This window comes from Streptococcaceae bacterium ESL0687 (genome assembly GCA_029392475.1).
In the GTDB taxonomy this organism is placed as follows: domain Bacteria; phylum Bacillota; class Bacilli; order Lactobacillales; family Streptococcaceae; genus Floricoccus.
The window spans coordinates 1,338,178-1,352,225 of sequence record CP113940.1; the positions used below are offsets into that span (position 1 = coordinate 1,338,178).

The window sequence follows — 14,048 nt, forward strand, 5'->3', positions numbered from 1 at the left end:
AACTTGATAAAGGGCATCTGTGCCCTTTATCAACGTCAGTTCTCAAAATCTATATTATTTATTTTTACTGAAGTTAAATCCTAACTTACTTGCCATCTGCATCAGATTCAAGTTCGTTTGCTTGAACTTCCTTGATTTCTTGAGCAGCTTTTAATTCTTCTGCAGCAAGATTTTCAGCACGTAATTTTTCTTGTTCCTTACGGGCTTTTTCAAGGGCATCAACGTGGATTCCATCATCTTCATCATCATCAAGATCACGAAGTTCAAGTGTGTTGTCTTCATCATCAAGTACTTTCATGTCAAGACCTAGAGATTGTAGCTCTTTAACAAGTACGCGGAATGATTCAGGAACACCTGGACGAGGGATGCGTTCTCCCTTAACGATTGCTTCGTATGCCTTAGTACGTCCTGTAACGTCATCTGACTTGTAAGTCAAGATTTCTTGTAGGATATAGGCAGCTCCATATGCCTCAAGGGCCCATACTTCCATTTCCCCGAAACGTTGTCCACCAAATTGAGCTTTACCTCCAAGTGGTTGTTGGGTAACTAGTGAGTAAGGTCCTACGCTACGGGCGTGAAGTTTATCGTCAACCATGTGGTGAAGTTTGATCATGTACATGACACCAACTGATACACGGTTGTCAAATGGTTCACCAGTACGTCCGTCGTAAAGGACAGTTTTTGCGTCATCTGCCATACCAGCTTCTTTAACTGTGTTCCAGATGTCGTCATCGTTTGCTCCGTCGAAGACTGGAGTTGCGATGTGGATTCCTAGTTGGCGGGCAGCCATTCCTAGGTGAAGCTCCATAACCTGTCCGATATTCATCCGTGATGGTACCCCTAGAGGGTTAAGCATGATATCGACTGGAGTTCCGTCTGGAAGGTAAGGCATGTCTTCAACTGGAAGGATGCGTGATACAACCCCTTTGTTTCCGTGACGTCCGGCCATTTTATCCCCAACGTGGATCTTACGTTTTTGAACGATGTATACACGAACAAGCATGTTAACACCAGTTGCAAGTTCGTCCCCATTTTCACGGCGGAAGATCTTAACATCGTGGACGATACCGTCAGCTCCGTGAGGTACACGAAGAGATGTGTCACGTACTTCACGTGATTTCTCACCGAAGATTGCGTGAAGGAGGCGTTCTTCTGCAGAAAGTTCGCTTACACCTTTTGGTGTAACCTTACCAACTAGAAGGTCACCTTCTTTAACCTCAGCACCGATGCGGATAATACCGAATTCGTCAAGGTTCTTAAGTGCTTCTTCACCAACGTTTGGTACTTCGCGGGTAATTTCTTCAGGCCCAAGCTTTGTATCGCGTGTTTCTGATTCGTATTCTTCAATGGCAATAGATGTATAAACGTCATCTTTAACCAGACGTTCACTCATGATTACGGCATCCTCGAAGTTATACCCTTCCCATGTCATGAAGGCAACTAGTGGGTTTTGACCAAGGGCCATTTCCCCATTTTCCATAGATGGTCCATCAGCGATGATCTCACTTGCATCAACCTTATCTCCAACCTTAACAAGAGTGCGTTGGTTGTAAGATGTTCCTGAGTTTGAACGGCGGAACTTAGTAACGTTGTAGATATCAAGCTCACCAGATTCACGGCGGATACGGATTTCAGCAGCATCAGCGAACTCAACAGTTCCTGCGTGTTTTGAAATCAGAGCCGCTCCTGAGTCGTGGGCTGCCTGGTGTTCCATACCAGTTCCGATGAATGGTGCGTGTGGGTCAATAAGTGGTACTGCCTGACGCTGCATGTTCGCTCCCATTAGGGCACGGTTAGAGTCATCGTTTTCCAAGAAAGGAATACAAGCTGTCGCTACCGCTACTACCTGTTTAGGAGATACGTCCATGTAATCAATAAGTTCAGTTGATACCTCAATATTGTTACCTGTGTGACGGGCCATTACAGTATCATTTGCAAAAGTTCCATCTTCATTAAGCGGAGAGTTTGCCTGTGCTACTGTGTAGTTATCTTCCTCATCAGCTGTTAGCCAGTGAATGTCGCTAGTTACAAGACCTGATGCACGGTCAACCTTGCGGTATGGGCTTTGGATGAATCCGTATTTGTTGATTTTTCCGTAGCTTGAAAGGTTGTTGATAAGCCCGATATTTGGTCCCTCAGGGGTTTCAATCGGACACATACGACCGTAGTGAGTGTAGTGTACGTCACGGACTTCATATCCGGCACGGTCACGTGTAAGACCACCAGGCCCAAGGGCTGATAGACGACGTTTGTGTGAAAGCTCTGAAAGCGGGTTATGTTGGTCCATGAACTGTGAAAGCTGTGAAGAACCAAAGAATTCTTTGATTGCAGCTACAACTGGACGGATGTTAAGTAGAGCTTGAGGAGTCATGTTCTCATTGTCTTGACTTGACATACGTTCACGGATAACACGTTCCATACGGCTAAGACCGATACGAACTTGGTTTTGAAGTAGTTCACCTACTGAACGGATACGACGGTTACCAAGGTGGTCGATATCGTCAACCTTACCAATGTTATCATTTAATCCAAGCCAGTAGTTGATGCTTGCAATGATATCAGCCGGTGTAATTGTACGAACTTCAGAGTCAATTTGACCGTTACTGATCACGTTAACCACACGTTCTGGGTCAAGAGGTGAGTAAACTTTAACTACTTGAAGGTTAACAGCTTCGTTTAATACTGCATCATCTGATGGGTAGTAAGTAACTGTAGCTAAACCATTATCAAGAGCTTCAGTGATATTATCAAGAACTTCACGAGTTACAAGAGTATCAGCCTCAACTAGGATTTCTCCTGTTTCTTGATCAACTAAAGGCTCAGCAAGTGTAAGACCTAAAAGACGGTTCTTAAGAGCTAGTTTTTTGTTTACCTTGTAACGTCCAACTGGTGCTAGGTCATAACGACGTGGGTCGAAGAATCTTGCCACAAGAAGGTTACGAGATGAGTCAGCAGTTTTTGGTTCACCTGGACGGATACGGTCATAGATGTCTTTAAGAGCTTCTTCAACACGAGTGTCGTTTTGGTTTTTGTGGATGTCTTTTTCGATTGTGTTACGAAGGATTTCTGAGTCCCCAAGAATCTCGAAGATTTCTGAGTCAGCTCCAAATCCAAGAGCACGCATCATTACTGTAAATGGTAGTTTACGAGTACGGTCGATACGAGCATAACCGATATCTTTAGCGTCTGTATCAAGTTCGAACCAGGCACCACGGTTAGGGATGGCAGTGTGGCCATATCCAACTTTACCGTTTTTATCTACTTTATCGTGGAAGTAAACACCAGGGCTACGAACCAACTGACTTACGATGATACGTTCCGCTCCGTTGATAACGAAGGTTCCCATTTCAGTCATAAGTGGGAAATCACCAAAGAAAACTTCCTGAGTTTTGATTTCTCCAGTTTCCTTATTAATAAGGCGGAAGGTTACAAAAATTGGTGCTGAGTAGTTAGCATCGTGGGCACGAGCTTCTTCAATCGTATATTTAGGTTCACGCATTTCGTAACCAACGAACTCAAGCTCCATTGTATCTGTGAAGTTATTAATCGGAAGCATTTCTTGGAATACATCCTTAAAGCCTTCATCAAGAAATTGCTGGTAGCTATCTGTTTGGATTTCAATTAAATTTGGCAAATCAAGAACTTCTTTGATTCGCGAAAAACTGCGTCTTGTACGGTGTTTACCGTAGGCAACATCATGTCCTGCCAATGTAGTTTCTCCTCTTTCCTATTTTACAAATCATTGCTTATAAATAGTTATTTTAAAGTAGTCTGAAAATTTAGAAGCTTTAAGTTTCAGTGACTTAACCTGAAAAACAAGGTCTAAAACGGCAAAAAAAGCAACGGTCAATTCCTTCACCGCTGCTCACTACACCCGTATGGACAATATTTCATACCAGGTGCACCGACAAACTATTTCTTCCTATTATACACTACTTTTTGGTAATGTCAAGAGTTTTTCTTATTTTTTATTATTCTTACTTATAGAAGTTTCTTACCAAATTTTAACCCTATCCTCTGGCGCGCGCCACATAGGATCTCCTTCTTTAACATCAAAGACCTCAAAGAATTCATCTAAGTTAGTTGGTTGGACATTTGCACGAAGTTTGGCCGGAGCATGGACATCAGAACTTAACAACATTTGTGTGTACTCATCCTTGGCCTTGTTACGCCAAACAGTAGCCCACTGTTCAAAGACCTCACGCAGATTAGCATCTGGTTCCAGTTGACTTGCTGTCATGGCTGCTGTTAGCCCTCCAGCATCTGCGATATTTTCACTAACAACAAGTGTTCCATTAACCTTGCCACCTGCAATTTCAAGTCCTTCAAACTCATCAATCATCAGTTTTTGTTTTTCCTCAAAGGCTTTGAAATCTTCTTCAGTCCACCAGTTTTCCATGTTACCGAATTTGTCAAAAAGAGCACCGTTATTGTCAAAGGCGTGTGAGATTTCATGGGCAATAACTGCCCCGATTCCCCCGTAATTTTGACTACTGCTTTGACTTACACTATAGAAAGGTTCTTGGAGAATAGCTGCTGGGAAAACAATTGTGTTACTGTCTGGACTAAAGTAGGCATTTACCATGTGAGCTGGCATATGCCATTCAGTCTTGTCTACATCCTCAGAGTATTTTTCATAGTGCCTACGAGTGCGGATTTTACTAAATTCTCGAACATCCTCATAGATACTAGCATCTCCTACCCTAAATTTGTTATAAATCTCAGGTAGCTTATCCGGATAGCCAATAAAGACTGTCATTGCATCAAGTTTTTCAATGGCTTTATCAATTGTTTCCTTAGATAACCAATTATTGTCACTTAGACGCTCTTGGTAGATCTTAATCATTTGAGCAGTCATTCTTTTGACGTCCTGCTTGGCCTCTTCCCCAAAATACTTGTGACCATAATAAAGTCCAACTGCTTGAGAAAATTGCCCTGTAGCAAGATCATAGGCGTGTTTTTCCTGACTGCGGGCCTCAGAAATACCGCTTAGGAAACGACCAAAGGCTCCACCTAAAATTCGAAGATCGTCTGATAAATAACCTGTCGCAGATCTTGCTGCCATAACAAGCATGTATGACTTGATAAGTTCAAAATTTTCTTCATTTACGATGCTATTAAAATTTTCAAAGAATCTTTTCTCATAAACAAGAACTCGGTCAGGAAGCTCCCCAATCAGCCCTCTCATCAAACGGTCGAAATCAACTGTTGTAAGCTTGCCTACAAATTCTCCAATCTCAACTGGATTATAAAGGTCTGCATATTTAGCCCACTCTTCACTTGTATTTACATAAGGAACCAAGAGAGAATCAAACTTCAATGTATCATCAGCTAATTTTTCAGCCCTGTCCTGGTCATAGCCAAACTCCTTTAAAATATCAATGGTATTTTGACGGTAAAAGGCTAAAAGTTCATCCTTTCTAGGATGATTTTCCGCATAATAACTTGTATCAGGCAGGATAAGTCCAACACTTGAAAAGTATAAGGCATTATGGATGGCATCCTTCATATCAGGAGACACTGAAAGTCCAAAAGGCGGTGTTGTACTTGAATTTAAAATAAGATCTGTCAAATTTTCATCAAAGTCAGAAAAATCTTTGATCTCTTCAATTCGAGCTAAGTCTGCTTTTACAGGCTCCACTCCAAAATTTTTACGAGCTTCAAAATCTCCTGCTTTTTTATAAAATTTAATAAATTCATGCATTACAGGTTCTGCAAAATCAACAGGACCTGAAAAATCTTCCATGAGTGTTTTCTCATTATTAATAACTAATTCATCGAAGGCAGATATTCTTGGTTTGTCACTTGGAATTTTACTTTTTTCCAACCAATCCTTGTTAACTGCTTCAAATAAATCATCTTGTATACGAACCATATCTTCCTCCTTTATTTTAATAGTATTGTATCAAAAATTCTGAATAATTTCTAAACTTATAGAGACTATAGAAAAAACACCCGTAAATTTAAACGAGTGTTCCTTTTATAATAATTTATTGCGGTCAACCTGTTCAAAGCTTGTACTGCCATCCTTAAGTTTATCCCAAAGAATAAGGTGCCCTGATTCAAGTGATTTTTTTACATCAATAATCCTTTGATTGCTTGATCCCCTAAACTGAAGAAGAAGATTCTTTTTATTAATATCAAAACGGCCATCGACCAAAATATCAATATTCTCCAGTAGTTCAAGTTTATCAGAGCTATCAAGCAAGAGTTCCTCCCAGGTATAGCCTGTCCATGACCAAATATCTTTTTGAGGAAGCTCCCTTCTGATTCTTTTAACCAGGGGAAGGACTACGCCTGTGTTCAAAAAGGGTTCACCGCCAAGAAGGGTCAAGCCTTGAACATAAGATTCTCTCATGTCAGCCATAATCCTCTCTTCAAGCTCCTTAGTATAGGGGCTACCAAAGCGGAAACTTTGAGCACTTGCATTATAGCAGCCCTCACAGGCGAAAGGACAACCTGATACATAAAGACTATTTCTCACACCTTCGCCGTCAACAAAGTTAAAGGGCTTATAATCAGCTATATAATTCTGGCTTAAATCTTCTGCTAGCCATTCTTTAGGCTTTGGATTCTTCATTAGCTTGTCCTTTTTTACCAGCTAAAAATTTAGCACGCATCTCTAAAATTCGAGCCTGCTTGTCTGATTTTACATTAGAATGTTTCTCGTGGAACTTTTGATTTTGAGCACGTCCCTTGTCATCTAATTGATATTTTCCCATAACTACCTCCTTATCTTTTTTAAATACTTATTCCTAATTCTCTAAGGTTCTATTAATTAATGTTCTCTTTTAGATAATTAACCAACTAATTAATCAGCTAAAATATGACCAACTGAACCATTCATATGCTTAACTCGGCTGGTGATTTCCTTGTGGCGACCATTCACCATTGGACGGGCCTGAGGATTTCCCAGGTAACCGCAGGTTCTTTTAACCACATCAACTGTTGCAGGGTTTGAATTACCGCAGTTAGGGCATTTAAATCCTCGCTCAGTTGGTGCAAAATCGCCCTCATAATGACATTCATAGCATTTGTCGATTGGGGTATTGGTACCAAGATAGCCAACTCGGTCGTAGGCATAGTCCCAAACAGCTTCTAAAGCTTTGGGATTCTGCTGGAGCATTGGATACTCACAGTAGTGGATGAATCCGCCGCTGGCATAGACTGGATAGTCTTTTTCAAAGTCCAATTTCTCAAATGGAGTTGGGTTCTTTCTGACGTCATAGTGGAAACTGTTTGTGTAGTATTCCTTGTCTGTGATGTCTTCAATGACACCAAATTTTTCCGTATCAAGCTTGCAGAAGCGGTCAGTCAGTGACTCTGAAGGAGTTGAATAGACTGAGAAGTGGTAAGCATACTCATCTGACCAGGCTTCAGCGGCCTTCTTCATGCTTCTTAGGATATCCAGGGTGAACTCTTTAGCTTCAAGATTTGACTCCCAGTCCCCCCCATAGAAAACTGTCGCAACCTCATAAAGTCCAATATAACCCATGGAAACTGTAGCCCTGCGGTTTTTGAAGAGCTCGTCAACTGAGTCTGTTTTAGCCAGGCGTCCCCCGAAGGCCCCATTTTGGTAAAGAATCGGGGCATTTGCTGGAGTTGCTTCTTTGACACGTTCAATACGATAAACGAGAGCATCACGCAAGATGTCCAAACGTTCTCCAAAAATATTCCAGAAGCGGTCCATGTCACTTTTTGACTCAAGAGCAATCCTTGGTAAATTAAGTGTTACAACCCCCAGGTTCATCCGACCTTCTACCTCGTCTTCACCTTGGGCATTTTTCCAGCCCTGTAGGAAGGACCGGCAACCCATTGGAACCTTATAGCTACCGGTAAGTTCGACAATCTTGTCATAGCTTAAGATATCTGGGTACATCCGTTTTGTGGCACATTCAAGGGCTAACTCTTTGATGTCGTAGTTTGGTTCATCGGCGTGTAGGTTCAGCCCGTCTTTTAGGGTGAAGATAAGTTTTGGGAAGATGGCTGTACGACCCTCGCGACCAAGTCCCTTTAATCTGATTTCTAAAATGGCCCTTTGAATCTCACGGGCAAACCAGTCTTCTCCCAGACCAAAACCAAGGGAAGTGAATGGGGTTTGACCATTTGATGTGAAAAGAGTGTTGATTTCATATTCCAAAGACTGCATGGCATCATAGATGTCTTTTTTCGTCTTGGCATAGGCATACTCTTCCTGGCGGTCTGCTGCCACCCACTCGCGGGCATCAGCCAAGTGTTTTTCAAAGTTCAATTTGGCGTATGGTGCTAAAAGCTCATCAACCCGGTTGGCTGAACATCCCCCGTACTGACTTGAAGCCACATTTGCGATGATTTGACTCATCTGAGCTGTTGCCGTTTGAATCGACTTGGGTGATACCACCTCAGCATTACCGATGTTAAAACCGTCTTCTAGCATTCCCTTGAAGTCGATCAGACAGCAGTTGGTCATCGGCGTATACGGATGGTAATCAAGATCATGGTAGTGAATGTCACCCTTTTGGTGGGCATTGGCCACATGACTTGGCAAAAGACGTAGCCCGATTGATTTTCCAACAATTCCTGCAGTCAAATCTCTTTGAGTGTTAAAGACATCGCTGTCCTTGTTGGCATTTTCATTGACCACAGCCTGGTCCTTGTTTAAAAGTTTATCAATAGTGAAGTTGATATCAGTAGCCTGCTTACGGGCCAAATTCCTCTCGACCCTATAATCACTATAACCCTTAGCTAACTGATCCTCCTGATTTTCCAGCAGGACTTCCTCAACGATTGCTTGAATTTCAAAAACCCCAATCTTTTGGTCAAAATTATTAGCAATTTCTAATAAAACCTTATCGACTAATTGGGAAATTTTTTCAGGGTGATCGCTTTTATTCAATCCTTCTGATTCTTCTGAGCTACTAGCCTTAAGTAGGGAAGTGTAAATTTTTCCTGCTTCAAAATCAAGCACCCTACCATCACGCTTGATGACTTGAATATCCATAACTTTATCCTCTAGTTTTTCAATTAAATCCATTAGACTCTCCTTGTATAGGTTTAAGTATAACAAAATAATATTTAATTTCAATCTTGACTACCACTATATATTGTGTTACTTATCTAAAAAACGTCAATATGGCACAATATGTAGTATAGATAGAGATTAGTTATTATTTTGATATTCAATCTATTTATGATAGATTAGAGGGAAATATTATTCTAAGGACGGGACTCAATAATGCAGTTGCCAAAAATTTTCACCAATAGATTAGTTATCAGACCCTTAAAAACTACCGACTATGAAGAATGGTTTACTGGATACTCCAAACGTCAAAAATCACAGAATATTTTCGATGAAGGTTTACTGGATATGAGTATTTGCAATCAAGAATGGTTCAACAATTTGGTCAAAAAGCATGACAAGCTTAGAGAAAATGATAACATCTACATTTTTGCTATCTTTGATCAAAAGAGCGGGCAGCATATTGGTATGATTGATATTGCAACCCTTGCTAGAGGAAATATGGACTGGGGAGAAATCGGTTATCTCATCCACAACAACTTATGGCGGCAAGGTTATGCTTTTGAAGCACTACAGGCTACCTTAAAATTTGCTTCTGAGCACCTAAAGTTTCATAGAATTGAAGCGCATGTAAGTCCTGAAAATACTCCATCTAAAAACTTGCTGGCTAAACTTGGATTTACTTTTGAAGTTACCAGAAAAAATTTCATGTTTGAATTTGGCAAATGGTCAGATAAGGATATTTACTTTTACAATTTTAAGAATACCAATCCATAATTTAATCCAAAGTGAAATAGGCCCAAAAGTTTTCAAGATTTAGTATGACCAAGAAAAAGCAGCGACACTTTAATATATAAAAAACTTATGTTAGAATGGACTTGACTTTTAGGAGGTTAGAAATGAATATTAACGAAGAACAATTTTTATATGAACTAAGTAATGCCGATGGTATTGCCGGTCATGAGGGTGAAGTCCGCGAAATTTTCAAAAGAGAAGCTAAAAAATATACTTCTGACATTGAATTTGATGGTCTTGGAAGTGTTGTTGCACGCCTAGGTCAAGAAGGACCACGTGTCCTTATGGCAAGCCACATGGACGAGGTTGGATTCATGGTAACAAAAATCACGGATAATGGATTTATTGAATTTCAAACAATCGGTGGTTGGTGGGCACAGGTAATGCTTGCCCAACAGGTTACCATTACAACCAGAAAAGGTGACAAGATTCAAGGTGTTACAGGATCTAAACCACCACATGTTTTAAGCGCTGAAGTTCGCAACAAGGTTTATGACATTAAAGACATGTTTATTGACCTTGGTATGTCAAGCCGTGAAGAGGTTGAAGCCCTTGGAATTCGTCCTGGTGACATGATTACACCAAGAATTGAAGCAACTCGTTTAAATGGTGGTAAATTCCTCCTTGGTAAGGCCTGGGATAACCGTATTGGAACTGCTATTGTCCTTAAAGTTCTTGAAAACCTTAAAGGTGACGACACAGTCCACAATCAAATGTTCCTTGGTGCTGACGTTCAAGAAGAAGTTGGTCTAAGAGGGGCTCAAACCTTGACTCACTTAGTTAACCCAGACATCGCCTTTGCTGTTGATACTGGTACAGCTGGTGATACTCCAGGAATGACTCCTAAAGAAGCTGATAGTATCCTTGGTAAAGGACCTCAAATTCTTATTTTTGATGCTTCAATGATTCCTCATCAAAAACTTTTAAACTTTGTAACTGATGTAGCTGATGATTTACACATCCCTTACCAATTAACAGTAATTGCTGGCGGTGGAACTGATGCTGGTAAAATGCATCTAAGTCATAATGGTGTACCAAGCCTTGCTGTAACTGTTCCTGTACGTTACTTACACAGCCATACTTCAATCATCCACGAAGACGATTACTTAAACACAGTTAAACTCTTAACCGAGGTAGCCCGTCGTTTAGACGATAAAACTGTCGCTGAAATTAAAGAATACTAAAAATAAAAATCCTACTCGCGTAGGATTTTTTTAATTGCCAGAATCTATATCTATATCTGTGTCTGTGTTTGTGTCTATAGGCATTTCATCATCAGATATAATCAGTCCGCTGACATCAATAGTCTCTGAACTAGCTTCAGGTGTTGACTCACTAGTAGCTGGTTGATTAGCTGAATTAGCAGGCTCATCAGTATTAATCGCCTTTTCATAGATATTAAAACTTGATGTCTCAGATTGAACCTGCAGGTAGGCCTCCTCTAAAACTCGAGCTAAATCTTCTGAATGTTCCTTTTTACTGTCAATAATAATAAATTTAGCTGTTTTCTCATTTAAACGGTGGTTAAAATCACTTGTATACTTGGCTGGATAGTAGGCTGGAACTGGCATAGCTACAGCCACCCTTTCAGATAGATTGTAAATATCCTTACCATCATCAATAACAAGAATTTTATCATCGCTTTTACTTGAACTATCAATAAGATTAGCAACCATTACTTCCTGATTGTAAGAATCAACACTTTGCACAAGGCCCCAAACAGAGTATCCCCCAAGAGCTAAAATACCTACAAGTGGTAAAAATTTATTGGCTCCAAGGTAGCTAACCAGATTAAGTTTTCGTCTGGGAACGTCCTTAAGCATTGTTGGTATAAAAGGCATCACTAGAGGAAGAATGATAATTAATGACGCAAAAGAATTATCAGGTAAGAAAGCCAAGATAAGAATTGTAAGAACTGCACTTACTACCAAGGTTAAAAAGAAGGGCTTTCTAGCTTTTAGACCACTTACAATCTTAAATCCAAATAAACTTACAAAGGCAAGAAGATAGATACCAGCAGTTTTTAAACCTTCTGCATCAAAATTCATACCTTTAAATGGAAGGACAAACATTTGCTCATAGGCAAGACCTAAATATTGATCTTTTAAAGGCAAGTAACAAGCTGGATAAACAACAAGCATAGCACCTAAAATTAGTAGCATGAGCTGGTAGAAAACCCGGCTGAATGAACTCTTTCTAAAACCTTGGACCAAATAGGCAAGGATTGCTACAAGAGCAAAAATAGAAACCACAGGCATAATAAGAACTGCCAGAGAAAGGTAAAGACCTAATAGGAAGAATCTCCTATCAGAGATATTTCCCTTAAAATAATCAAGTAAGATATCAACAGACGCTATTAAAGGTAGCACAGCAAATTGGGCTGATGAATCTCCTCCTCCAGCTAAAACAAAAATGAGTAAGAGGTTAAAAACACTAGAAATTCTAGCTAATTTATAAGACCCCCCGTTTTTAAGGACGAGTCTACCAAGCATGACCGAAGAAAAAATCAGACAAAATAGCTCAATCCCCCATAGAACCCAGGTATCAGAAGTAATATTTCCCAATTGATTGATTAAAAAGAAAACAATCCCATCATTTGAGTAAAAATTTTCATAAGGAAATTGTCCGTGATTCATAGCAAAACCAGAATAAAGGTTTTCAGCAACCTTACTTGCTGGGCTAAAAGGATTTAAGGGCATTGATTTAAAAGTAAAGGACACCAAAATAGACAGAAGGATTACCAGAGGGTAAGTCTTAAGCTTTCTAAAACTTTCAACATATTCCTGGTTATCATCGTAAGCTGACCGGCTCCTTGTCGTCTCTTCTTCCAAGAAATCATCCTCCTGGTACTCAAGGGTTGATTCTAAATTTTCGCTATCCTTCAGGGATTCATCTATGGGTTCATTGTTATCATGCTCGTTTCTATTGAAACGACGGGCATAGGTTTTTCTACTCATCTTAACTCCATCTCCAAAATATTAAGTCAATAATAGCAAAAAAAGGAAGTTTTCGCAATCAAGCTAAAAAAAGGTCTACTAACTTTTAAATAATAGCACGATTCAAAAATAAAAAATCTTGGGATTACTCCCAGGATTTTTTTATTCTTCTGTTTCTTCAACAAATGAATTAAATACTTCTTCAATCATATTCCATTCATCTTCAGCATCCTCAGCGATTGGTTGAAGCTCTCCTTCAACTCCGTTTTCATCTTGAGTATAGGCATAAGCTTGAATTTCAATTTCGCCGTTTTCATCTTCTTCAGCTCCACTTGGAACAACAAGAATATAATTTTTACCAAACTCTTCTTGACCGTCAATAGTTAAAAGAATTTCGTAAAGTGACTCATTACCTGCTGCATCAATCAAAGTGATAAATTCTTGATTGTGGTCGTGATTATGATCATGATTGTGTTCTGTCATTGTTTTCCCTCTTCTAATCTCTTACTTATATTTACTTGCCTATCTATGTATCTCTAGATAGTTTTGCAAGATAATTACCGCAGCTAGTTTATCAATAACCTGCTTACGTTTACCGCGACTGGTATCATTTGAAATAAGCATCCTTTCAGCTTCTGCTGTTGATAAACGCTCATCCTGATAATCAACTGGAAGGCCGTAACGCTCTTCTAAAAGAGCACCGTATTTTTGGCTAGCCTCAGCCCTTGGACCAAGGGTGTTATTCATGTTCTTAGGTAAGCCCAAAACAAAACGGCCTGGTTTTTGCTCTTTTACAAGCTCATCCATACGCTCTAGGCCAAAATTACCAGCTTCTTCGTCAATCTTTATGATTTCAAGACCCTGAGCAGTAATACCAAGCAGGTCACTGACAGCCACTCCTACAGTTTTACTACCCACATCGAGGCCTAAAATTCTCTCCATCAAATATCTGCACCTTGATTCTTTAAATATGATTTGATTAACTCTTCAACAATATCATCGCGGTCAAAACGACGGATCATGTTCCGAGCATCATTGTGACGAGGGATATATGCCGGATCACCTGATAAGACATAACCTACCATTTGATTAATTGGACTATAACCCTTTTCTTCAAGCGCCCTATAAACGGAAAGGAGAGTTTCACTCATCTCTTTTTTGCTTGAATCATCAAATTCAAAGCGAACTGTTTCATCTGTGAATCCCATAATCTCACCTCTTTCTTAACTATAGGTCTAATTATAAGGTATTTTAGAGATATTTTCAAATTATCCTACCCCAAATAAAGCCTATAAAAGCTTTCTGCGTGAGTGGATAAA

General features: G+C 39.9%; 11 protein-coding genes. 2 read left to right on the forward strand and 9 right to left on the reverse strand.

Annotated elements, in window-relative coordinates; translation table 11 throughout:
- Positions 1-85: 85 nt before the first annotated feature.
- The 5 genes from rpoB to nrdD all read right to left on the reverse strand — a co-directional run bounded on the left by rpoB (position 86) and on the right by nrdD (position 9,013).
- Entirely contained in the window at positions 86-3,709 is a 3,624-nt protein-coding gene (rpoB, locus tag OZX60_06510) for a DNA-directed RNA polymerase subunit beta (protein ID WEV45081.1), read from the reverse strand.
- Between the two features lie 285 nt (positions 3,710-3,994).
- Positions 3,995-5,875, reverse strand: a complete 1,881-nt coding sequence (locus OZX60_06515; protein ID WEV45082.1) for a peptidase M13 — start codon at positions 5,873-5,875, stop codon at positions 3,995-3,997.
- A gap of 105 nt (positions 5,876-5,980) precedes the next feature.
- Positions 5,981-6,580, reverse strand: a complete 600-nt coding sequence (gene nrdG / locus OZX60_06520) for an anaerobic ribonucleoside-triphosphate reductase activating protein (protein WEV45083.1) — start codon at positions 6,578-6,580, stop codon at positions 5,981-5,983.
- Positions 6,561-6,722 carry a hypothetical protein gene (locus OZX60_06525; protein ID WEV45084.1) on the reverse strand — a complete coding sequence of 54 codons (162 nt, stop codon included), beginning with the start codon at positions 6,720-6,722 and terminating at the stop codon, positions 6,561-6,563. The genes nrdG and OZX60_06525 overlap by 20 nt, the downstream gene beginning before the upstream one ends.
- A gap of 89 nt (positions 6,723-6,811) precedes the next feature.
- The gene (nrdD, locus tag OZX60_06530; protein WEV45085.1) at positions 6,812-9,013 is read right to left on the reverse strand and encodes an anaerobic ribonucleoside-triphosphate reductase; all 2,202 of its coding nucleotides are present in this window, start codon (positions 9,011-9,013) and stop codon (positions 6,812-6,814) included.
- Positions 9,014-9,214: 201 nt separating this feature from the next.
- On the opposite strand from nrdD, the gene OZX60_06535 reads away from it, so the two are divergent.
- Positions 9,215-9,775, forward strand: a complete 561-nt coding sequence (locus OZX60_06535; protein WEV45086.1) for a GNAT family N-acetyltransferase — start codon at positions 9,215-9,217, stop codon at positions 9,773-9,775.
- A gap of 122 nt (positions 9,776-9,897) precedes the next feature.
- Entirely contained in the window at positions 9,898-10,977 is a 1,080-nt protein-coding gene (locus tag OZX60_06540; protein WEV45087.1) for a M42 family metallopeptidase, read from the forward strand.
- A gap of 30 nt (positions 10,978-11,007) precedes the next feature.
- On the opposite strand, the gene OZX60_06545 is transcribed toward OZX60_06540, so the two are convergent.
- From OZX60_06545 to OZX60_06560, 4 genes are all read right to left on the reverse strand, one after another.
- Complete coding sequence (locus OZX60_06545) at positions 11,008-12,750, reverse strand: hypothetical protein (protein ID WEV45088.1); 1,743 nt, start codon at positions 12,748-12,750, stop codon at positions 11,008-11,010.
- Positions 12,751-12,891: 141 nt separating this feature from the next.
- Complete coding sequence (locus OZX60_06550) at positions 12,892-13,212, reverse strand: DUF1292 domain-containing protein (GenBank protein WEV45089.1); 321 nt, start codon at positions 13,210-13,212, stop codon at positions 12,892-12,894.
- A 39-nt stretch (positions 13,213-13,251) separates the two neighbouring features.
- Positions 13,252-13,671, reverse strand: a complete 420-nt coding sequence (ruvX, locus tag OZX60_06555) for a Holliday junction resolvase RuvX (GenBank protein ID WEV45090.1) — start codon at positions 13,669-13,671, stop codon at positions 13,252-13,254.
- On the reverse strand, positions 13,671-13,937 hold the full coding sequence (locus tag OZX60_06560; protein ID WEV45091.1) for an IreB family regulatory phosphoprotein: 267 nt from the start codon (positions 13,935-13,937) through the stop codon (positions 13,671-13,673). Before OZX60_06560 ends, ruvX begins: the two co-directional genes overlap by 1 nt.
- Positions 13,938-14,048 lie beyond the last annotated feature (111 nt).